Origin of the sequence: Actinoallomurus bryophytorum (assembly GCF_006716425.1) — a bacterium.
Lineage (GTDB): Bacteria > Actinomycetota > Actinomycetes > Streptosporangiales > Streptosporangiaceae > Actinoallomurus > Actinoallomurus bryophytorum.
Genome location: NZ_VFOZ01000001.1, coordinates 2,102,555 through 2,124,089 on the forward strand (window position 1 = coordinate 2,102,555; position 21,535 = coordinate 2,124,089).

At 71.2% G+C, this 21,535-nt stretch carries 16 protein-coding genes; 9 read left to right on the forward strand and 7 right to left on the reverse strand.

The window, feature by feature from the left end; genetic code table 11:
• The first annotated feature begins 2 nt into the window (after positions 1–2).
• Complete coding sequence (locus tag FB559_RS09850) at positions 3–4,508, forward strand: GH-E family nuclease (protein WP_141955329.1); 4,506 nt, start codon at positions 3–5, stop codon at positions 4,506–4,508.
• Complete coding sequence (locus FB559_RS09855) at positions 4,496–5,062, forward strand: suppressor of fused domain protein (RefSeq protein WP_141955330.1); 567 nt, start codon at positions 4,496–4,498, stop codon at positions 5,060–5,062. The genes FB559_RS09850 and FB559_RS09855 overlap by 13 nt, the downstream gene beginning before the upstream one ends.
• Positions 5,063–5,093: 31 nt before the next feature.
• On the opposite strand, the gene FB559_RS09860 is transcribed toward FB559_RS09855, so the two are convergent.
• A complete protein-coding gene (locus tag FB559_RS09860; protein ID WP_141955331.1) occupies positions 5,094–7,247 on the reverse strand; it encodes a WD40 repeat domain-containing protein in 2,154 nt (717 codons plus the stop codon).
• A 260-nt stretch (positions 7,248–7,507) separates the two neighbouring features.
• Here FB559_RS09860 and FB559_RS09865 point away from each other — a divergent pair, with 260 nt between their 5' ends.
• Positions 7,508–8,893 (forward strand): RNA polymerase sigma factor, encoded by a 1,386-nt coding sequence (locus FB559_RS09865; RefSeq protein ID WP_141955332.1) that lies wholly within the window; start codon positions 7,508–7,510, stop codon positions 8,891–8,893.
• Between the two features lie 224 nt (positions 8,894–9,117).
• Here FB559_RS09865 and FB559_RS09870 read toward each other — a convergent pair whose 3' ends face one another.
• Both FB559_RS09870 and FB559_RS09875 read right to left on the reverse strand, forming a co-directional pair.
• A complete protein-coding gene (locus FB559_RS09870) occupies positions 9,118–10,503 on the reverse strand; it encodes a histidine-type phosphatase (RefSeq protein ID WP_141955333.1) in 1,386 nt (461 codons plus the stop codon).
• A gap of 219 nt (positions 10,504–10,722) precedes the next feature.
• Positions 10,723–11,280 (reverse strand): RICIN domain-containing protein, encoded by a 558-nt coding sequence (locus FB559_RS09875; protein WP_141955334.1) that lies wholly within the window; start codon positions 11,278–11,280, stop codon positions 10,723–10,725.
• A 163-nt stretch (positions 11,281–11,443) separates the two neighbouring features.
• Here FB559_RS09875 and FB559_RS09880 point away from each other — a divergent pair, with 163 nt between their 5' ends.
• Positions 11,444–11,812 carry a hypothetical protein gene (locus tag FB559_RS09880; RefSeq protein WP_141955335.1) on the forward strand — a complete coding sequence of 123 codons (369 nt, stop codon included), beginning with the start codon at positions 11,444–11,446 and terminating at the stop codon, positions 11,810–11,812.
• Here FB559_RS09880 and FB559_RS09885 read toward each other — a convergent pair.
• A complete protein-coding gene (locus tag FB559_RS09885) occupies positions 11,802–13,979 on the reverse strand; it encodes a S8 family serine peptidase (RefSeq protein ID WP_141955336.1) in 2,178 nt (725 codons plus the stop codon). The genes FB559_RS09880 and FB559_RS09885 overlap by 11 nt on opposite strands.
• 216 nt (positions 13,980–14,195) lie before the next feature.
• Here FB559_RS09885 and FB559_RS09890 point away from each other — a divergent pair, with 216 nt between their 5' ends.
• The gene (locus FB559_RS09890; protein WP_141955337.1) at positions 14,196–15,893 is read left to right on the forward strand and encodes a DEAD/DEAH box helicase; all 1,698 of its coding nucleotides are present in this window, start codon (positions 14,196–14,198) and stop codon (positions 15,891–15,893) included.
• A 78-nt stretch (positions 15,894–15,971) separates the two neighbouring features.
• On the opposite strand, the gene FB559_RS09895 is transcribed toward FB559_RS09890, so the two are convergent.
• Positions 15,972–17,468 (reverse strand): peptidase M16 family protein, encoded by a 1,497-nt coding sequence (locus FB559_RS09895; protein WP_141955338.1) that lies wholly within the window; start codon positions 17,466–17,468, stop codon positions 15,972–15,974.
• A gap of 206 nt (positions 17,469–17,674) precedes the next feature.
• A complete protein-coding gene (locus FB559_RS09900; RefSeq protein ID WP_141955339.1) occupies positions 17,675–18,070 on the reverse strand; it encodes a DUF6069 family protein in 396 nt (131 codons plus the stop codon).
• Between the two features lie 131 nt (positions 18,071–18,201).
• Between FB559_RS09900 and FB559_RS09905 the strand changes: the two genes are divergently transcribed.
• Complete coding sequence (locus tag FB559_RS09905) at positions 18,202–19,356, forward strand: sensor histidine kinase (protein WP_141955340.1); 1,155 nt, start codon at positions 18,202–18,204, stop codon at positions 19,354–19,356.
• Positions 19,289–19,972, forward strand: a complete 684-nt coding sequence (locus tag FB559_RS09910) for a response regulator (protein ID WP_141955341.1) — start codon at positions 19,289–19,291, stop codon at positions 19,970–19,972. The genes FB559_RS09905 and FB559_RS09910 overlap by 68 nt, the downstream gene beginning before the upstream one ends.
• 15 nt (positions 19,973–19,987) lie before the next feature.
• On the opposite strand, the gene FB559_RS09915 is transcribed toward FB559_RS09910, so the two are convergent.
• A complete protein-coding gene (locus FB559_RS09915) occupies positions 19,988–20,581 on the reverse strand; it encodes an NADPH-dependent FMN reductase (RefSeq protein WP_141955342.1) in 594 nt (197 codons plus the stop codon).
• A 111-nt stretch (positions 20,582–20,692) separates the two neighbouring features.
• On the opposite strand from FB559_RS09915, the gene FB559_RS09920 reads away from it, so the two are divergent.
• Positions 20,693–21,328 (forward strand): helix-turn-helix domain-containing protein, encoded by a 636-nt coding sequence (locus tag FB559_RS09920; RefSeq protein ID WP_281286242.1) that lies wholly within the window; start codon positions 20,693–20,695, stop codon positions 21,326–21,328.
• The gene (locus FB559_RS46125) at positions 21,325–21,528 is read left to right on the forward strand and encodes a hypothetical protein (RefSeq protein WP_281286243.1); all 204 of its coding nucleotides are present in this window, start codon (positions 21,325–21,327) and stop codon (positions 21,526–21,528) included. The genes FB559_RS09920 and FB559_RS46125 overlap by 4 nt, the downstream gene beginning before the upstream one ends.
• Positions 21,529–21,535: the final 7 nt, after the last annotated feature.

Consider the following 21,535-nt stretch of genomic DNA (forward strand, 5'->3'; position numbering starts at 1 on the left):
CCGTGGGCGCACCGGGTTATGACGTCACGTTCGACACGTGGTCGAAGGCCGGACACGGGATATCGGGCGCGGCCGACACCTTGTCGCTCGCGGTCGACTCGCTGTGTCATTCGCTGGCCGCCGCCGGCCAGCCGTGGGGAAGCGACGAGATCGGCCAGGCGTTCTTCAACGGCGCCGAGGGCGCGGCGGGTTTCGGCGTGGTCCGGGATTCGGTGCTGTCCGGCCTGGCGGACACGGTCAACCTGCTGCGCGCCACGGGCGGCACCCTGGTCGTGACCGGCCAGAACTACCGGCTCGCCGAGGAGGCGAGCACGGTGGGCGGCTCGTTGCCCCAAGGCGCGGACAAGGACGCCTTGGCCGAACAGCGTCCCTACCACCTGCCCGCGGTGACCGCGGGGCTGGCGCATTCGGATCCTCCGCCGTCGGTCGTACGGCAGATGGCCAACCTTCTGGCGAAGCTGGTCGGGGGTTGTGAGTGGCCGGACGGCGACATGGCGGGACTCGCCTCGGTGAAGGCCGCGTTCGACGAGGCCGCCAAGTCGGTCCTCGGTGCCGCGCAGAACCTGGACGACCACGCACGGACGGTGACGGCGAACAACGCCGGCGAGGCGGTGGACAAATTCGGCTCGTTCGCCGCCGCGTTGCGAGGAGGCGGGGAAGAGGGCGGGTTGCTCTGGCTCGCCGGGATGTGCGCGGCGCTTGCCGACTCAGTCGACTTCCTGATCAGGCAGAAGAACGCGGCGCGGTCGCAGCTCGAGCTCTCGTGCGGGTTTCTGGTTCTGACCTGGGCGGCCGCGTGGGCCATCTCGTGGCTCACGGGAGGTACCTCGATCGCGGCGGCCGAGGCGGTGACCGCGGCCGAAGGCTTCGCGGTCAAGACGTTCTTCCTGCAGATCGCCAAGGCGGTCGGGGTGGGAGTGTGGTTCGCCGGCGGCATGGACGGTGCCGCACAGCTCGCCCGCATCCAGCAAGGTCTCCAGAAGGGCTTCGACGGCGGGGAGTTCCTCAGCGCGCTCGGTGAGGGGGCCATCGCCGGGGCGGTGATGGGCGGAATCGGCGCCGGGCTCGCGGCCCGTACCCGGCTGACCACCGCGCTCACCGACTGGATGGGGGCCGACGGCGCCAAAGGTGTCGTATCCAGGCTGGCGTTCGCCGGGACGACCGGAACTGTGGGCAACCTCGCGGCGCAGGGGCTGGTCGAACACCATCTCGATCTCGCCCAGGCCGCCCAGTTCGGGTTCGGCATGGCCGGTCTCGGGGCCGTGGGCGAGCTGGGGAAACGCCACTTCGGCGGGGCTCCGGCGGGCCCTCACTCCGATGTCCCCGCACTCGCCGACGGCTCCGCTCCCGCCCCGGCGACCGGGCACGCGCCGCCGAGCACGCCTCCCGCCGTGACCGAGATCCGTACCGAGCCCCCCTCCGCGCCGGCTCTCCCGCACGACGGCGGCGGCCTGCCCGGTGAGACCGGTCCGGCGGACGCCGGGTCCACCACCCTGGCCGGGCACGAGAACCCGGTCCCGCGGGCCGACGGTCAGGGCGCCGGCCCGTCTCCGGCGGATCAGGGTGGCGGCCAAAGCCGTATCGGGACCATCATCAACCAACCTCCCGGCCGGACCCCTGCCGACCACGTCGTCGCCGAGGGCGCACCCGGTGTCCCCATGGCCGTCGTGGACGCCACCCCACGCCCGGCCGTGCCCACGTCCGTACGCACCGGCGCGCCGGTCGAAGGGCGGGTCGCCTCGTCCGATTCGCCGCCTCCCGCCACGAGGCCCGTGCCCGACGGTGCGGCCCGCGCGAGGCCCGCGGCCGAGGACGGACCGTCTCCGGCGGCGCCGCCGGAGCACGCCGCGTCCGCGCGGCCGGGTGATGGTTCGACGCTCGCGGCCGGGGACACGGCCCGGCCGGCCGGCGCACCCGCGCCGGGGCAGGTCGCCGCCGGGGACGTACCTCTCGACGGGGGCGGCCGGGCAGGCCCCGTCGCGCCCTCGCACACGCCGGACCAGGCCGGATCGCCGGCCGGGCTCGCCGCCGTCGCATCACCGGCCGACGGCGGTGCCGCCCTCCACCCGGCGGAGTCGCACGCCGGCGACGCACCGGCACCGGTGACACCGCGGCCCGGCCAACTGGACGGTACGGTCCCGGCGGACGTACGGCCCGGGTTCGACCCGGGCGGCACGGCACGTACGGCGCGGGAGGTGCACGCGCTCCGCAGCGCCGACCTGAACCCCGGCACGCGGCCGCCCCTCGTGCCCACACACGGCGAGCACGCCCTCGCGACGCTTCGCGGAGAGCACGCGAACACCCTCACCGAGAGCGAGGCCCTGCACGCGTCCGAGTGGGACGCCATTCGCGAGTCCGCCACGGCCGTGGCGGTCCCCCGCGTACGGCACCCGTTCCAGGACGCCTCCCAGGTCGAACTGCGGAGGCTGGGCGTCACCGCTCCGGACAGAACGGTCAGCGAGTTCACGGTCAAGGTGCGGTACCAGGCCGACCCGGCCATGGCCCCGCATGACGTCGTACGGGCCCAGTCGCACGTCCTCGACGCCGTGGACCTCTACTACAACCACCAGCACCGACTCCAGGACGGTTCCCAGCTGCACGTACGCATGGAGTTCGAGGAGGCGCCGGCGTCCGCCGCGAGCGACGTCGTCCAGTTGCGGCAGGGCGATGGCGCGCGGCCGGGTGAACGGCCCGACATGCTGACCTGGTACGCCGACATGGACCCCGTCGCCGTCGCCCACGAGGTCGGCCACCACCTCGACCTGCACGATGAGTACGTCGACCCGCGGCGCGCCGGTGCCGGGACGCTCACCGCGCCGGGTGTGACGCGGGACCCCAGCGTGATGGGCAGTGGCCGGCGCTTCTGGGCGGACCACACGCCGGTCGTGGATCACAACGGGCATACCGTCCCCGGTACGGCCGGTCTCCGCGACCGCCATCTGGACGAGCTGTACGGGCGCGCCGAGCATGCCGCTCCGGACGCCCACGGAGACGCGGGCCCGCGCGTGCCGGGCGAACACTGGACACCACGTCATGACGGCGCGGCGCTCGAACTGCCCGACCACGTCCGCGACCTTCTCGGCCGACGCGACGAGGCCGGCCGGCCGGTGTTCCCGCCGGAGGGCCGCGATCCGCTGGAGCACGCCATGCTGCTCGACCGGACGCACGCGGTGTTCCGTGATGAGGTCCCGCCGGACCGGTTGACCAACGACCACGTGCGGTACACCGAGGCGCTGAACGACGCGGCGCACCGGCTCTACGAAACCGCGCACGACTATTCCTTCCGTGAGACCGATCTGCGCGGGCTGCGTCGTCTCGCCGACACCGTCGGCGCGACTCCGGACGGGGCGTTGCCGCACGCCGACCTCCTTCACGAGGTCGCCCAGCAGACCCTCGGCCGAGACCCCGCTCCGCGCGATGTCGAGGCCCTGACCAGGCTCGCCGAACACCTGCATGACCAGATGGGCGGCCGGCGCCCGTTCGAACTCCCCTCCGACGCCCTCCACCGTGCCGCGGCAGACCACCTCGGTGCCGCACCGGGCGCCGAGACCACCCGCCGGGCGGTCGAGCGCCTCGCCGAGGAGCGGTCGTACGCCCCCGACCCGGGCGGCGAACACCCGGTACCGCCCGTGGACGACTACGTGCGCAAGAAGAGAGAACGAATAGACGCGGCGAACGCCGCAATGAGGGAATACGAGCAGAAACACGGCCGCCTGAGCCCGCAGGACAAGCATGAACTACGTCAACGGATCAACGAACATCTCAGTGCGCAAGAGAGAGATGACGAGCCGCGCCGACCGAAATACCGCCAGGAGACCAGAAGGCTGATCATTGGGCAGGCGAAGCGAGACAAGGATGGAAACATCCTCGACGCGAACAGCGGCAAGCCCATCCAAAAAGGCGATCTACACATCGGGCACACACCCAAGAACGAATGGAGGAAGATCAGGGCCGACGCAAAAAGACTGGACCTTACCACACAGCAGATTAATACGGTGGTACAGAATCCCAGCATCTACCAGACAGAAAAGGGGAGTGGCAAGGACGGCAACAGCAGCCACAGACATGAGGATAAAACCAAAAGTCCAAGCGAACTTCTCCAGAATGCCAAGAAGCTCCCGGACGGCAGTGTCGTCGTGAATGGCGTCAGGGTATACCCTGACGGAAGGACGGTTGACGCACAGACCAAGAAGCCGATCAAACAGAGAGAACTCCCCACGGCATGGAAAATGCCGACCCCGGCAGAGCTGAAAAGAGCAGAGCGAGAGGAGACGAAGCAGGCTGGACAGCGACAGGACTGGCTCGAAGAGGTACAGGACAAGTCGAACCTGACACGAAAGGAGAAGGATGCGCTCGAGCAAGTAAAGAAGGCGAACGCACTGCGAGATAAGGCCAACGGGAGCTTTGTCTTCAAATCTTCTAGGGAAGATGCAGAAAAGAAGGCCGCAGCGGCGGAGCAGGCAGCCAAGGAAAAGATCGATAATGCCAGGAAGAAATGGTGGCAATGAGCGCGTCACCCATGAGGCTCTATCTTGACCATCTAAGCGACTGGGCGGGCAGAGAGCCGGAAAGCCACCTGATAACGGCCGATGGCACCGAACCGCCGGTATTCGCATTCACCTGCCCGGGACGGTTCGGCATGAACACGATCTCGGGCTTCACCTACGGCCTTTCCCTCGTGCCGCACCCGGAATGGCACCTGGGCAGCCCCGAGCTCTTCATCAGCATGGACTCCGACAACTCGGACTGGGTCCTCGCCGCCGGCTATGTCGCCAGCGCCTGGCGAGGCAAAGAACGGTACAGCGCCGGGGACGTGTTCGACCTCGGCGACCCGATCAGTCCGGACGAGTCCGAGATGTCGGTGCTGCTCCTCTTTCTGGTCACCGACCTGGAACCGGAATTCACCCGCATCGAGCTTCCTGGCGGCGTCGTCAACCTCGTCCAGCTTTACCCGATGTACGAGTCGGAGCTCGCGCTACTCCAGGAAAAGGGTGCCGCCGAGTTTCTTTCCACCGAGGACGTGGACTTCCACGACCCGCGGCGCCCACCGCTGAACCACTGACCAGAGACCACCAGCGGGCTCCCGCCCGGCGTCACCGCCCGTCGACCGTGGTCAGGCCGTCTTCACCCGCGACCTGGAGGCGACCGTCGACGAAGGCCACCGCCAATGGAGTCTGCGGAACCTTGACCTCGCCGGCGAGCTCGCCCGCGGGCAGGCGCCAGAGTCGTACGGCTCCGTCCTCGGCGGCGACCGCGAGATCGTTCTCCTCGAAGCACAACCCACGGACCGGCCCGTCGTTGCCGGGCAGCAGTGCGACCTGCGCGCCGGTGACGGCGTCCCACACCCGCACGACGCCGTCGTAACTCGCCGAGGCGAGTCGATCGCGGCCGAACGCCAGCGCGTACACGGGGTACATGTGGCCATGGATCGCCAGCAACGGCCGGCCGGATACGGCGTCCCACGTCCGTACGACCCGGTCATATCCCCCTGAAGCGATCACGCTGCGGCCGCCGACCGTGCCCGTCGCCAGGGCCGCGACTCCGGCGGTGTGGCCCAGCAGCCGGGCCCGGGGAACACCGGACCGCGCGTCCCAGGTCCGTACGGTGGCGTCCGCGCCACCGGAGACCAGGAGGTCGCCGGCGAACGTCAGCGCGAGAACCGGCGCGGTGTGCGGTGTCGGAACCTGGATCTCGTCGCCGGTACCGGTGTCGTGGATCCGCACCGTGCCGTCGTCGGTCCCGGAGATGAGACCACCGGGCCCGAACGCGACCGAGGTGACCGCTCCTTCCGCCGCGGGGATCGTACGGGCGAGCGTCCCGTCGCTCCAGACCCGCAGCGAGCCGTCCTTGTAACCGGCGGCGACCAGGCTCCGGCCATCGGCCGAGGTCGTGGCCACACTGCTCGGGACCGGCCCGCGCGCGAGCACGGCGACCGGGGCGCCGGTCAGGGCCGCCCAGAGCCGTACGCTGCCGTCCATTCCGGCGGTGACGACGACCGGCTCGCCGTCCGCCTCGGAGAAGCCGATGGCGGTGAGCCAGTCGCTGTCCGCGGACCAGGCCGCCAGCGGCTCACCGGTGCTCGCGTCCCAGGTGCGGACGGTCCCGTCGAGCGAGCACGAGCCGACGACCGGACGGCCGCGGGTCGTGGTCAGCGCCACACCGGTGACCGTCCCCGTGTGCCCCTCCAGCGCGTGGAGCTCTTTCCCGCCGGGCAGTTCCCACAGCCGTACGACACCGTCCTGCCCGCCCGAGGCCAGCGACCCTCGGGGCCCGTCGGCCGCGAGCGCGCCGACCCGGCCGGTGTGACCGCGCAGCGCGCCGATGACGTCGTGGCCGGCGGCGTCCCGCACCTCGACGGTGCCGTCGCCGGTGCCCGCGCAGATGAGGTCGCGTCCCCTGACCCGGACGTGGCACACGCTCGTGACCCCGCCTTCGCCGACCGGGATGGTCCCGAGATCGCCGGAGGTCCCGGCGGCCCAGATCCGGATGTCGCCGTCGTCTCCCGCCGTCAGCACGACCTGGCGGTCCGAGGCCATGCCCGCCGCCACCGCGGTCACCGGCCCGCGATGCCCGGCCCGTGCGTGCAGCAGCCGGCCCGTACGCGCGTCGTGCACCCTGATCACCCGGTCGTCACCGGCCGTGGCGAGAAGGTCGCTCTCATCGTCGGCGAGGGCCGCGGCCCGTACCGCCGTCCGGCCGGGAAAGGACAGGGGGGTTCCGCCGTGGCGGAAGAAGATCTTGATGTCGCCGTGGACGACCGCGTACGCGGGTTCCCCGCCGACGGTGCCGAACGCCGCCGCGGCGGACGCCGCCTCGGGCCGCCCGATCTCCTGCACGCGCCCGTGGACGACCGGCGGGAGCTCGTCCACGGTGGACCGCAGGGCTCCACCGCTGACCTGGCGTACGAGCGCGTCGAGAATCCGGAAGATCTCGCGGAGCGCCGGCTGGGCGGTGTCGTTCCAGCCGACCACGAGCGACCCGCCGGGCTCGACGACGAGCTCCCGGCGAGCGGCCCCCGGCGGGATCGGCCGCGGCTCGACCTCCGCGAACCCCGACCGGTCCAGCGCGTCGACGAGCCGCCGCCAAGCGGCCTGCTCGAGCCGTCCGCTCCAGGCACGGGACCCCACGGGGTCCCGATGGTCCAGCCGCAGGCCACCGTCCGCTCCAACGGTCAGGTCGAACCGGCCCGAAGCCTCGGTGGGGGCTCCCGAACGATAAGCGACCCGATCGGTGCCTCCGCCGACCATGCGGCCACCCTTCTTCCCCGTTGAGCGATGTCGCGATCCGGCAGTCACATTACCCAGCCGTGCGCAGCCGGAGCCCCTCGTTTCAAGGAAGCCCGAACCATGGCCCGGCAGGCGGCCGGACGCGTGGCGGGACCCCACGGCGACCGCACTCCCATGGACGTCTTGCCTGCTCAACGCCACGTTTGGCCCATTTCCCGGATAGTATCCGTTCCCTATCGCTGTACGCGGTTGTCCAGGTTTTGGGCGGAACGGAGGTACCGGTGTCCTTGACCGAGGCCCTACGGACGGGTGCTCCGCAGGCGTTCGGCGCGCTCTACGACGAGTACGCCGGAGCGCTCTACGCCTTCTGCCACGTGATGGTCGGCGACGAGGCGGGCGATACGCTGCGTGACGCCTTCGTCGCGGTCGCCCGTCATCCGGACGCCGCCCCGGGCGACGACGCGGAGTTGCCGGTGTGGCTGTACTCCCTCGCCCGTGCCGAGTGCGTACGGCGCGGCGCCCTCGTACGCGGCGTCGTGACGACCGGCTCGGCCGACCCGCTGCGGCGCGCACTGGCCCTCCTGACCCCCGAACACCGTGAGGTCCTGGCGCTGTCGAACGCTCTCGATCCGGAGCAGACCGCCCAGGTCCTCGGCATCACGCGGGACACCGCCGAGACCCTCGTACGGGAGGCGCAGCAGCGTCTGGAGCAGGCCGCCGCCTCGGTGAGCGGCCGGGAGGCGCCGGACTCGGCCATGCTCGTCGCGCTGAGCGGGGAGGCGCTGCACCGGCTGGTGACACTCGGGCACGAGCCTCCTGCCGGGCAACGGGAGTGGGTGTTGTCCTCGTGCGCGGCGGCCGGACGCACGCCCGGCCGTGCGACGGCGGCGGCGTTCGACGCCGACGGGACGCCGCTCCCCCTGGACGCGTTCTCCGCCCAGGCCGACGACGCCACCCACCAGTTCCCGAAGATCTCCTCGGACGAACCGGCCACCGAGCCGCTGCGCAAGATCGACTGGATCCCCGCGAGCCCGAGACCGGACCAGTCCGGGTCCGGGTCCGGCGAGGCTGGGTTCGCCGGGGCCGCGGGCGTCGGCCTGGGATCGGTCGGCTGGGAGTCCATGGACCAGGGATCCGATGGGGACCCGAACGCGAACACCGGCGAGCAGCCGGCGTTCGCCGGCGGCACGCACGCCAGGCAGCGAAGGCCGCTCCGCCGCCGGATCCTCCCGGTCGTGGCCCTGGTGGCCTGCGCCGCGGCGGCGACGGGCACGGCCCTGGCGTGGCCCGGCTCCCACCACGTGAGGGAGACCGGCTCGCTCGTACACCAGAGTGCGCCGCCGAGCCGTCCGGCCCAGCCGGCGCCCTCGGGCGACCAGTCCTCCCCCGCGACGCCTGCCGGTAGCGCCGCGCCGTCCCCGAGCAGCACCGACCCGGCCGGCGGCTCGGCCTCGGCGACCCCGGCCGAGCCGACCCCGACCACCGAACCGACCACGCCCCTTGACCCGCCGACGACCCGGCCGAAACCCCGTCACACCGCCGCGCCGGGCAACGGGCACCGGACCACACGTCCCCGGGGCCCGGGCCGGACATGCCACGGAGCCCCCGGGCGAGCGTCTTGGTGTGGTCGGCCACACCCTGGGCGCCCTTGGCACCCTCACTGGTAAGGCATCCAGCCATTACTTGATATGTCAAGAACGCGACGCACTATGGATCAACAACCACGGCGACTCCCCCGGCCCGCTCCCCGCCGGCTGGAAGAACTACTTCGTTTGGCAATGGGCCGACACGGGTGTCTTCCCAGGCGACCAGGACGTCATGAATCCAGACGCGCTCAAGCGACTTCTCCACCCGCACGACTGAGCCCGCCAAGAACGACACGAACCGGCCGTCAGGGCCTGTTGAAGCAGCGCTTCAGCTCGTTCAGGTCGTAGAAGTAACCGCCCTTGGCGACCGGCCGGCAGGTGCTCTTGAAAGCGGTCTCCTTCTCGTTGTAGAGCATCCGCACCAGGTATTCGGTGCCCCTCGCGGTGGCCGGCTTTCCGTTGCCGCCGCGAGGGGTTCCGGCGTACAGGTCCCACTCCACGTTCGCGGCCATCGGGGCGACGTTCGCGCCTCGCCATGGGTTGTTCTGGTAGCTGTACGGCTGGTTCAGCGCCGCGGCTCTGGTGCTGCCGGGCAGGCCGAGCAGGACGGCGAGCGGCTCGATCTCCTCGGCGTGGGTGAAGCGGAGCACCGCCCCGGTCGCACTGGTGCCGCCGGCCCTGGCCTCGACCCTGGCGAACAGGTCGTCGAGCAGGACGCCGGCCATCCCGTACGTGATCGTGCGCCCGCTGAAGGCGGGGCCGCTCTGGTAGAACTCCTCGGCATCGTCGAGGTAGGCGAACCAGCGGGCGTCCTCGGCCGGGAGGAAGGCGTCGAGGTCCACGTTCGGGGCCTCGACGCTCAGGTCCGGCGCCGAGCTGTAGAGCTCGAACAGCGAGCGGGAGAAGGCGATCTGGTCGTCGGCGGACATCGCGGCGGCGAAGCCGGTGCCGAACAGGCGTGAGACGACGTGCCGGGCCGCCTTCGCGGTACGGGGCTCATCATCGATCTTGGCGAGAACCGCGGCCAGGTCCGGATCACTGTCCAGGTACGCCTGGTAGTCGGCGTTCTGGGGTTGCTTGTGGAAGTACAACAGGTCCTTGTCCGTCACGGGAGCCTGGATCAGACCGGCCAGCGCCGGGTCGCCGGAGGTCAGGCCGCCCGTGAAGGCGTTGGCGCTCGCCACGGCGCGGTCCACACCGGAGGTCACGACCTCGATCGGCGCCTTCTCGGCGACGATCGCGGAGAAGAGCGCGGGCATGCGGCGCTCCATGCGCAGCGCGATCCCCTGCTGCTCCTGCTCGCCGCGCCCGGCGAGGTCGCCGTACCCGACCGAGGAGGCGCCGGCCAGCAGCGTCTGCACCTGCGGCCCGAGCCGCGTACCCAGCCGGGTCAGGGCGTCCTGGGCCTGCGCGCTCCGCAGTACCGCGAGTACGGCGTCGCCGTCGTCGCTGTCGGTCATGGCACGTGAGCCGTGCCGGACGACGTTCTCGGCGAAGACGGGGGCGAAGTCCCTGGGCGGGGACTGGTAGTCGCCCAGCCGTTCCTGCGGGGCGTACGGCGTCTTCGTCGTCGAGAAGTGCGGGCCGGGGTGGGACGGAACCCGCGCCGAGGCGGTACCGCCGGGGAGGGCGACGACCGCGGCCACCAGAGCCGCGGTCAATGCGGCGCCGGAGGTGACGATGCGTTTCATGGTGGATCTCTCTGCAGCAGGCCCAGGCGGCTGACCGGCCCGGATGACGTCTCGCACGCTGGCAACCTCGAGGGAACGGCCGACGAGCCGGACCTTTCACCTGGGTGAGGCAGAGATGAACTACGCCGAGCGCCGCCGCGACAGGTTCGGCCGCGCGGCGGCGCTCTCGTACTCCTCGGTACCCGCGGGCAGATGACGGAAGTGTCCGTGCCCGCCCGGTCAGGTCGTTCCGTCGTCCCAGTTGAAGCCGTACGTCGGTGGCAGGTCCGGCAAGAACCACTGCTGGTCGAGGTGGAAGCCGCAGTCCTGCATGACCAGGGGGGTGCCGGTCGCGGTGCTGCCGTTGGCCAGGTTCGCGCACCTGAAGGACGCCGCGTTGCGGAGGCTCCAGAGGCCGTCCAGGCCGCCGGGGTGCACCGCGGCGAAGGTCCATTGCTGGTCACCGGACACCGGGCTGGTGCAGTCCCGCAGCACCAGCGGGGTACCGAGCGGAGTCGGGACAGGGTGGTTCGCGGCGAGGCTGAAGCACTTGCCGCCGAAGCCGCGGACCGAGCCGTCGCGGCCGGTGCCGTGCCAGGGCTGGTTGCAGTCCATCAGCACTATCGGAGTGCCGTCGGTCGTGTCGCCGTTCCTCGGGCCGATGCACTTGGCGGCACCGGAGACGTTGGCGCGGATCAGTGTGAAGGGAAAGTCGGCGGCATGAGCGGCCGCCGATGTCAGCACCAGGGACGTCAGCAGTGTTAACCCGGTGAGGGCCGTGGCCAGTAGTCGGGACATGTCGGCTCCTGTGAAACCGTTGGAAGACCTCGTGACACGCAGGCACGTGTCTGCCCTGAGGGCGTTCCATCCCGTGACAGCCGGTGGAACCGCATCGCCACTCCCCGGCAGCGATCGGCGTCGAGCAAGCCCGGGGTCTCACGTTCAGTCGAGCCGGACCACGATGCCGGTCACGCCGCCGAGTACGACGGCGGCGCCGGCACGGACGGCACGCCCGGCGCGCTCGGTCGAGGTGGTCGGGGGTGACCATGGCCAAGGGGTCGATCAGGTCATTGCCGGCACTGACGACGAGGTGGGGCGCCAGGTCGATCGCCCTGCCGATGCTCGCGACGCGGCGGGCTCGATCGCCCCGCTCGCCGCTGTCAGGACGACGGCGCGCGCCTGGACGGCCCCCTGGGCGTCGCTGCTAATCCCCGCCGTCCTCTGCGTGCTCCTCGTCGCGGGCCTGGTCTTCCGGCGCCGCCGCCGGAAGACCAGGCTCCGCGAGGAGGTTCACGTCCCCCAGGACCTGGCCGAGGACGTCAGCGCGTGACGGTGAGCGTCACCCTGTTGTTCCTGTAGGACACCCTGAACTGATGGCCGTCCGCGCGCACGACGCCGCCTTCGGCCAGCCCGTGGAATGTCCCGCTGACCGACCTGCCGCTCATGATCGTCAGCACCGCGCCCCGGGTGAGGGTTCCGCCCGCGTCCACGTGCAGGTTCCCGTGCAACACCAGATCACCGGCGGCGCGAACGCTCGTGTAGGCGCTGTCACCGGAGATGGCCACCGCGAGGCGCCCCTCCCTGCCGATGCGCACGTCACCGCCGACGTTCAGGACGTTGCCAGGAGCGACGTGCTCATGGGCCGCTTCGAGGGGCGCTACACCAGGCTGGAGTACGCCCGCGGCGACGTCGACGCCGTCGGCCACGCTGCCGCTGCCACCGAGCGTCCCGCCGCGCACGTCGATCGGGCCGGCGTGCGAGCCGACGATCGAGAGCGTGCCACCGAGAACCGTGCTGGTCCCGTGCCAGGTGTCGTTGCCGGCGAGGAACAGGGTCCCGCTGCCGCTCTTGGTGAGGCTGCCCTCGTGGTCGCGCGCGTTGCGTGCCTTCTCGCGCCGGGTACCGGTGGCGTAGTCCGACTTGTCGATGTCGCTCGCGCCGGCCGGCAGGCCGTGCGTCCATCCCTTCGCGGCCTTGGTCGCCTTCCAGGCGGCCGCCTCGGCGGCGTCTTCCTGCCCGCGTGCCCGGATGGCGACGTCGGAGATGTCGTTCGACCACACGTCGCTGTATCCCCGCGTGTCGGCGCGGAACGGCCCCAGCAGCTGGCCCGGGCCCTTCATGGCCTCCCGCAGGCTGGGCGTGTGCCAGCCGTTGCGTGAGTCGGGAACCTGTACGATCCGGCCCGCGTCGGGGTTCGGGACGGCGTTGCCCGCCGCGTCACTGATCGTGCTGTTCTGCCGGCCGGTGGTGAACATCGTGTAGAGCGCCTGCTGGTTGGTCAGGTACGGAAAGCGCTGCATGATCAGTGCCAGCGCGGCCGCCGAGTGGGGCCCGGCCATCGACGTCCCCGACGCGGCTTTGTAACGCGGCTGGGGTACGCCGTCGACGAGGTCCACCCACGTGCTGTTGATCGACCTGCTCGGCGCGGTCACGCAGGACCACTTCGCGACACCGCACTGGTTGAACTCCTGCTGCCCCGGGACCAGCACCGAACCGTCGGCGTTGAACGTGCTGCCGACCGTGGGATTGATCCCCGACGTGGTGTACCAGCGGCCTTCGAGGTCGGGCAGGTAGTAGGGCGCGGCGCCTCGCGGCGTCGGGTTCGCGTAGCCGCTGTTGCCTGCGGTGAACTGGAGGATCGTGCCGGTCCGTGCGACCTGGATGGCGCCGTTCAGCCAGTGCTCGGTCCTGCCGTTCGGATCGGCCACGCCATCGGGAGTCGACAGGAAACGCCACGCGGCGTTCAGGCCGAAGCCGTCCGGGCTGCCCGGCGTCGGCTCGAGGGTGTTGTAGTTCTCCGTGGGGGGCTGGCTGCCCCAGCTGCTGGTGATGAGCCGGATCGGCCGGTGGTTCGCCGTCTTCGCGGTGTTCACGGCCCGGTACACGTTGGCGAGATAGGCGTTGTCCGGCGTCTGCACGGTGGTCGCGTTCGGCGGCAGCAGGCCGTAGAAGACGCCGTCGGTCTTGTGGGTGTTGCCGAGGTAGACGTCGCTGTTGAACGCGACGCCGTGCATGTTGGCCTCGGGCCCGTCCGGCTGCGTCTCGCCGACACCGTCGCGGCTCGCGGCCACGGTCCCGCTGACGTGCGTGCCGTGACTGTCGTTGAACGCCGGATCGTAGAAACCCGGGGTGAGGCCGGTCTCGCCGCCCTGGGCCCTCACCGAGAAGAAGCGGTCTCCGGTCGCGTAGTCCGTGTCGAGGCTGCCGTGCTCCCGCACATGCCCGGCGAAGAAACCCGAGTCGACGATGCCGATGTTCATCCCGGCGCCGGCGTAGCCTGCGGTGTACGCGAACTCCGCTCCGATCGACACCAGGCCGGTGTCCCGGTTGAATTCGGGGGTGCGCCAACTCGCGGGGTCGCCGAGTCTGCCGGGGTCTCCCCCGTAGGACGTGATCGGCGGTGGCTCGGGCGACTGCGCCATCGCCGGCGGCACGACCACGCCCAGCGCCACCACCATCGACGTCAGCGCCGTCTTCACGTGTTTCGTGGTCGACACCCAGGCCTCCTCAAGATCGATTCGAGCGAAAGGTAACTTCGCGGTCAAATCGGATCAACAGGGTTGGCCACTACCGGTTAGAGCACCAGGTAAAGCAGCGAACCGGGCAGACGCGATCCACCCGGCGTTTTGCCGGCGCCGGGTCGGGCCGCGGCGAATCCACGCGGCTGGAGGGTGTAGGCCTAGGGGAAAGCCTTCCGAAGGGACGAGTCGACGGTGAGTGAGAACGTGTCCGATGGCGTGACGAGCTTCGCAGACCTGGGGTTGCGGCCGGAACTCCTGAAAGCGCTGTCCGATCTGGGCTACGAGGAGCCCACTCCCATCCAGCGTGAGGCGATCCCGCCGTTGCTGGAGGGAAGAGATCTGGTCGGGCAGGCCGCCACGGGGACGGGGAAGACCGCCGCGTTCGCGCTGCCGATCATGCAGCAGCTGTCCGGGGACGGCCGGCGTACCGGACTGTCGGCCCTGGTCCTGGTGCCCACGCGGGAGCTGGCCGTGCAGGTCTCCCAGGCGTTCCACCGCTACGGCCGCGGGCTGGGCGTACGCGTCCTGCCCATCTACGGCGGTCAGCCGATCGGCTGGCAGATGAAGGCGCTCGAGCGCGGCGTCGACGTCGTCGTCGCCACGCCAGGACGGGCGCTGGACCACATCGGGCGTGGCACGCTCCGTCCGCAGGAGGTGGAGACGGTCGTCCTGGACGAGGCGGACGAGATGCTCGACATGGGATTCGCCGAGGACATCGAGGAGATCCTGCGGGCGACCCCCGACGAACGCCGTACGGTGCTGTTCTCCGCGACGTTGCCCCCTCGTATCAAGGGGCTCACGGGCCGCTACCTCCGTGACCCGGTCCAGATTCAGATCGGCCGCGAGGAGGCGCCTGCGGGTGAGGCCCCGCTGGTACGCCAGAGCGCGTACGTGGTGGCACGGGCGCACAAGCCGACGGCGCTCGGACGCCTGCTCGACGTGGAGGCACCGACGGCCGCGATCGTCTTCTGCCGCACCCGCGAGGAGGTCGACCAGCTGGCGGAGACCCTCAACGGACGCGGCTACCGGGCCGAGGCGCTGCACGGTGGCATGAGCCAGGACCAACGCGACCGCGTCATGGGCCGGCTGCGCAGCGGGACGGCCGAACTCCTCATCGCCACCGACGTGGCCGCGCGCGGGCTCGACATCGACCAGCTCACCCACGTCGTCAACTACAACGTTCCGTCCGCGCCCGACTCGTACGTGCACCGCATCGGCCGGGTGGGCCGGGCCGGCCGCGAAGGCGTGGCCATCACCCTGGCGGAGCCGCGTGAGCACCGGATGCTCAAGACGATCGAGCGGGCGACCAAGCAGCGGATAAAGGTGGAGAAGCTCCCGACCGTCGCCGACCTACGCGCGCGGCGCTTCGAGCTGACCCGGGCCGCGCTGCAGGAGAGCCTCCTGGAGGACGACCTGACGCACTTCCTGGCCGTGGTCGAGCCACTCGCCGAGGAGTTCGACGTCATGGAGGTGGCGCTCGCCGCGGTGAAGCTCGCGTACGAGTCCAGCGGGGCGGCGGCCGACGAGGAGGAGATCCCGCAGGTCGCGCAGAAGACGGAGCGGGACGAACGGGACCGCCGGGGCGGCACCGGGCGGCGTGACCGGCGCGGGGGCGGGGGCGCCCCAGCCCAGGGCATGACACGCCTGTTCGTCGGCGTCGGGCGCAGCGCGGCGATCCGGCCACAGGACCTGGTCGGCGCCATCGCCGGTGAGTCGGGCCTGGCCGGGCGCGACATCGGAGCGATCGAGATCGCCGACCGGTTCTCGCTGGTCGAGGTACCGGAGTCCGCGGCCGACGAGGTGATCAAGGCCCTGCGACGCACCACGATCAAGGGACGGAAGGCGACGGTCCGCCGGGAACGCGACCCGGCGGCCCGGCGCCCGCGGTGAGGTGAAGCCTGCCGAAGGAGCCGGCTGGATATCGAAGACCCACGCGGCGCCGCCAAGCCGCACGGTCTCGCCGGGTTCTCAGTGCTTGAACCGGGCGCGGACCCGCTCGTACCGGCTCGTCCGGGCGACCGGGATCTCCCCGGCGGGCCGCCGCGGCATGGGCACGACCCGGTCGGCGGGGACCCCGGCGTCGAGCCGGGCGGTGAGCGACGCCCCGCGCGTCCAGAGCGTGGGTTCGACCGTCAGGAGGAAGCCGTCTCGGCCGATCAGTCGCCGTGCCCCGTCGGGCCAGGCCAGCATCGCCTCGCATTCGCGGAAGCGGACGGTGAGGGGCCGCGGTCCGCGGAACAGGCTCACGCCATCGGCGCCGACGATGAGGCGGGACGAGTCGACCGGGGCGTTGGTGCTGCGCAGCGCCTCGCCGTCCACGCCACCGCTGGAGAACCTGGGCGCCGGGCGGTATCTCGCCGACGGTGCGCGGGATCCCGGCACCATCACGACCGCTGAGTCGAGGACCTCGACGGCCGTACGCTGGACCACCTCCGTGTCCACGGTGTCCAGGTCGCTCTCCAGGTGTGCGTCCGTGTACGGCTCGGCGCCGAGGAGTTCGCGCAGCGCGTTGCCGTACGCCCGGCTCGTGGCCGATGCCTTGCGGCGGCCCGCGCGCACGCGCGTGACGACGTCGGAGACCTCCTTGGGCGCGGTCAGGTGGTCGGCGAGAAGCTCGATCTCGTGCAGGAAGGCGGACAGCAGCCGGTCGTGGTTCTCCGCGAGACCGTCCGTGTACGCGGTGAGATGCGCATACCGCCCGTCACGCGCGTCGTAGGACGTGCCCGGGGTGTAGCTGAGCGCGGCCTCCTGGCGCAGGCTCCGGTGGAGCCGGTTGCGGAGGAGCACGGAGTACACCTGGGCGGCCGTGGATCGCCGCACCACCGAGGTCATGGCGACGCTGCCGCCCGGCTGCCGAAAGTAGGCGGGCGTTCCCGGCAGCGCCGACGACGGCTCGGGCGGGGGCATGCGCTCGCCCTCGGGCAGGTCGATCGTGAGATCCGCCGGAGGGGGGCCGCCGGCGAAGACGAGGACGAGGTTCCGCCGGGTGAACCATCGACCGGCCCACGCCGCGATCCGGTCCGGTGTGTGCCGCCCGACACCGAGCTCGTCGTACGCCGGCAGTCCGTAGGTGGCGGCGCCATACCGCCAGATCACGAGCGGGTCCGTCAGCGCGGCCCCGCGAGTGCCGGCCTCGGTACGGAGAACCTGGTTCTCCCGCTCGAGCCGGTCGAACGGCAACGCGCGCAGCGCCCGGCACACCCCGGTCACGAAGTCGGCGGTCCCCGTGTCGGCTCCATGGGCGGCGAACACCGTCGTGACCGCGCCGACCTGCCCGTTCGAGTCGTGAATGGGCCCGCCGACGGCGTGCATCGCGAGATGCTCGACGAGGTGGGTGATCCCCCGCCATGCGAGCTGCTCGTCGGCGAGGCCGACCCGGAACGCGAGGTAGACGCGACGCTGGTCCTCGTCGCCCTCCGCCCAGTACGCCGGGACTCCGTCGACCTCGGTTCTGTGCCAGACCACTCCGTACCCTCCCGAATGACCCGAGAAGACTAGTGGGTGGCGAAGGGGTGCCATGGGCGCAGAGAGCAGGACCGTGGCGGCCGTGAGCCGGGCGAACGCCACGAAGGGCAGCTCGTTCATGGTCAGGCCGAGGCGGAAGCACGGCCGGGGCCGCGCCGGGGGGACCAGCGCGGCCGGCGTCCAGAGCTCGGTGAGGATCAGGGTGGTCAGATGTTCGCAGGGCGGGTTCCTCGGCGCATCAGCCCGAGGAGGAGCACGGAGGCGACGACCAGGTGCAGCAGGACCAGCGCCAGCACCGCGGCGGCTCCGACGCCGCTGCCGAGCGGGCCGCTGAGGGACGCGGCGAACACGGCCGGAGCACTGAACATCCAGATGCGGCCGGGCCGGGCCACGAATCGCTCCAGGATGGCCACGAGCGCCCAGGCCGCGAGCCCGGCCAGCAGGCTCGTCACCACGATCGCCACCGGTCCGACCGCTTGCGTGCCGGTGCCCGTACGTGCGGTGAGTGTGATTCCGGCCAGGGGCACCGCCAGGACCCAGGTGGCCAAGGCTGCTGCGGGGGCGCCGATCACGGTGAGGATTCTCTTGCTCGAGGTGTTCATGCCGCACAGCTTCACCCGTACGGCCGGCCCGCCACATCGGGCGCGCGGTCGCGCCGTGTCCTGCCCCGGTGGGACCGGGGTCCGACTTTGGTAGGTGACGGCACTGCCGTACAGGGAGCTAGCTTGGGCCGATGAGTGAGATCCGATCCCCGCGTCCGGTCACGGTGGCAAGCGTGGTCCTCGTGATGGGCGCGCTGAGCGCCGTGTCTCTGGTGGGGCGGGGCGGCGGATCCCTGCTGGGGATGGATGTCGCGGTCGCCGTGGTGAGCGTGCTCGTCGCGGTCGCCCAGCTGTGGTGGCCGGTCTCCGGGGCCCTCGCCGCCGTCGTTCTCGCCGCGGTCTCTCCGGCGGCCACGCCGGCGGCGACGGTGGGGGCTCTCCAGGTGGCCCAGCGCAGGCGGCTCCCCGTCGCGGTGGCCGTGGCGGCGGTGGGCATCGCGGCCCACGTGGTCCGGGGACTGTGGCGACGGCCTTCCGGCATCTCTCTCGGCTGGTGGCTGCTGCTGGTCAGCGTCACGTACGGTGCGCTGGTCGGCTGGGGTGCGCTGGCCCGCTCCCGCCGCGCACTGCTCATCTCCCTGCACGAACGTGCCCGCCGAGCCGAAGCCGAACAGGGCAGGCGGGTCGCCGAGGCCCGCATGGCCGAACGCCACACGCTCGCGCGGGAGATGCACGACGTGCTGGCCCACCGGCTGTCGCTGCTGGCCACCTACGCCGGGGCGCTGGAATACCGCCCGGACTCCTCCCCCGAACAGCTCGCTCGCGCCGCCGGGGTGGTCCGCGGCGGGGTGCACCAGGCGCTGGAAGAGCTGCGCCAGGTCATCGTCTTGTTGCGCGAGGAGGACAACGAGGACGACGACCTGCGCCCCCAGCCCACGCTGGCCGACCTGCCCGACCTGGTCGCCGAGGCACGCGGGGCAGGCCAGACGGTACGCCTGTCCGAAGAGGCCGGCGACGTCGCCACCCTCCTGCCGACCGTCGCCCGTACCGCGTACCGCGTCACCCAGGAGGGGCTGACCAACGCGCGCAAACACGCGCCCGGCCTGCCGGTCGACGTGCTGGTCGGCGGCGTCCCGGGCACGGACCTGCTGATCGATATTCGCAATCCGCTGCCCGCTACGGAGTCGGCCCCCCTCGTGCCGGGCAGCGGTCTCGGCCTGGTCGGGCTCACCGAGCGGGTACGGCTGGCCGGCGGGCAGCTGGATCACGAGATCATCGATGGGCAGTTCCGGCTGCACGCATCGCTACCATGGCCGCGTGATCCGCGTGCTTCTCGTCGACGATGACGCCATGGTCCGCGCCGGGCTGTCCATGATGCTGGACGGCGCCGCGGAGATCTCCGTGGTCGGCGAGGCCGCCGATGGCAACGAGGCCATCACCGCCACCGACGCCCATGCGCCCGACGTCGTCCTCATGGACCTGCGCATGCCGCACGTGGACGGCATCACCGCGACCCGGAGGCTGCGCGCCCGCGCCCACCCACCGGAGGTGATCGTCCTGACCACCTTCGACGCCGACGAGAACATCCTGCACGCGCTGCGCGCCGGCGCCAGCGGATTCCTGCTCAAGGACGCCTCACCCCCGCAGATCGTGGAGGCGGTCACCCGGGTGGCCGCGGGGGAACCCATCCTGTCCCCGCGCATCACCCGGCGGCTCATGGAGCGCACCATCACCCACGCCGGCGCGTACGAACGGGCCCGCACCGCGCTGGCCGCCCTCACCCCACGCGAGCACGAGGTGGCCGTCAGCATCGCCCACGGCCGTACGAACGCGGACATCGCCACTGAGCTCGCCATGGGCATCACGACGGTGAAGGCGCACGTCTCCAGCATCCTCACCAAGCTCGGCCTGGAGAACCGCACCCAGATCGCGCTCCTCGCCCATGACGCGGGCCTCGCCTGACCGGCACGGCCTTCTTCACGCCGGGTAAGGAGCGGCCTCGCGCGCCGACCGGAGCGCGCCCGCCCACCAGGCCAGCTGGTCGAGCAACGTCTTGGCGTACCCGGAGGTCTCAGGGTCGAGCGGATGCCCGTCCTGCCACGCCGTGAAGTAGTTCGGGAAGGCCAGACCATCGCGGATCGTCACCGCGTGCAGTTCGGTCAGCACGTTCTCCAGGTGCAGCACGGCGTGGCGGCCGCCCGCCGCGCCGCCGTAGCTGACGAAGGCGACAGGCTTGGCCGTCCACTGGGTGAAGTGCCAGTCGATGGCCGCCTTCAACGAGGCGGGATAGCTGTGGTTGTACTCGGGCGTGACCACGATGAACGCGTCCGCGCGATCCAGTGCCGACGTCAGTGCCGCCATCCCGGCCGGACGCGGGTAGCCGTCACCGGCGTACTTCGGTGATACCGCAGGAAGGGTCAGCGGGACCTCGACCTCCGCCAGATCGACGACGTCCACATCGAACGCACCGTGTGTACGGGACCGATCGGCGACCCACGAGGCCACCGATGGACCGAACCGTCCTTCCCGGACGCTTCCGATGATGATCGCCAACTTGTGTTTTTCATCCATGCCCCCACGATCGACCCGGCGTACGGCCACAGCCAGACCGTGCTCAGGCTGGCCCCCACAAGGCCACCCACAGCACTCCACGATCCGAGCGCGGCGCCGTACGCTCACGGCATGGGTACGCCGCTGGGTGACTTCATCCGAGCCAAGCGCGACGGCATCCAGCCGGACTCGCTGGGGCTGCCGGAGCGTGGCCGCCGCCGCTCACCTGGTCTACGACGCTCGGATCTGGCCGGCCGGGCCGGCGTCAGTGTCGAATACCTGACCCGCATCGAGCAGGGCCGCGACCGCAACCCCTCGGTGGCGGTCGTGAACGCGCTCGCCGACGCGCTCAGCCTCACCCCCTCAGAGCGCGACCACCTGCGCTATCTCACGAAGATCACCGGTGGTGAGTGTTCCGCCCACACCCGGCCCGCACCATCGCGCCGTGACGTCCGGCCCTCTGTCCTGGAGACACTCCGTCTCCTCGAGCCGGGGATCGCGGTGGTGACGAACCGGCTGGGCGACGTCCTCGCCTACACCAGCGGCTACGGGCTGGTGATGGACGGCATCGGGTTGCTCGATGCCGACAAGCCGAACCTCACGCGCTACGTCTTCACCGACCCCGGCGCCCGGACGTTCTTCGCCGACTGGGACGACGTGGCCGACGAGCAGGCCTCGACCTGTGGCTCGCGCCCTCCCTGGCGAACTCCGAGTGGCTCACCGCGGATCTCGCGCCCATCCCCGGGCCCGACTTCACGCGACGCGTGAACCGCCACATCGTCCCGCCACGGGGAACTCTCCGGCTCAACCACCCATCCGGGCACGAGCTACGGCTGCTACGCGAGACGCTCGACCTCTCCTCCGACGCACAGCAACTGGTCGTTCTCCTCCCCGCGGACGAGGGGACGGCACGGAGCATCGACCGGCTCCGCCGCGGGCACACCGGCCGGCTCCGCGCGGTTCCGTAACCGACGG

Excerpts from the sequence above, each read along its gene's own strand:
- FB559_RS09855 (WP_141955330.1), top strand. The coding sequence starts at position 4,496 with ATGGTGGCAATGAGCGCGTCACCCATGAGGCTCTATCTTGACCATCTA.
- FB559_RS09860 (WP_141955331.1), bottom strand. The coding sequence starts at position 7,247 with ATGGTCGGCGGAGGCACCGATCGGGTCGCTTATCGTTCGGGAGCCCCC.
- FB559_RS09870 (WP_141955333.1), bottom strand. The coding sequence starts at position 10,503 with ATGAAACGCATCGTCACCTCCGGCGCCGCATTGACCGCGGCTCTGGTG.
- FB559_RS09875 (WP_141955334.1), bottom strand. The coding sequence starts at position 11,280 with ATGTCCCGACTACTGGCCACGGCCCTCACCGGGTTAACACTGCTGACG.
- FB559_RS09880 (WP_141955335.1), top strand. The coding sequence starts at position 11,444 with ATGCCGGTCACGCCGCCGAGTACGACGGCGGCGCCGGCACGGACGGCA.
- FB559_RS09900 (WP_141955339.1), bottom strand. The coding sequence starts at position 18,070 with ATGAACACCTCGAGCAAGAGAATCCTCACCGTGATCGGCGCCCCCGCA.
- FB559_RS09905 (WP_141955340.1), top strand. The coding sequence starts at position 18,202 with ATGAGTGAGATCCGATCCCCGCGTCCGGTCACGGTGGCAAGCGTGGTC.
- FB559_RS09910 (WP_141955341.1), top strand. The coding sequence starts at position 19,289 with ATGGGCAGTTCCGGCTGCACGCATCGCTACCATGGCCGCGTGATCCGC.
- FB559_RS09915 (WP_141955342.1), bottom strand. The coding sequence starts at position 20,581 with ATGGATGAAAAACACAAGTTGGCGATCATCATCGGAAGCGTCCGGGAA.
- FB559_RS09920 (WP_281286242.1), top strand. The coding sequence starts at position 20,693 with ATGGGTACGCCGCTGGGTGACTTCATCCGAGCCAAGCGCGACGGCATC.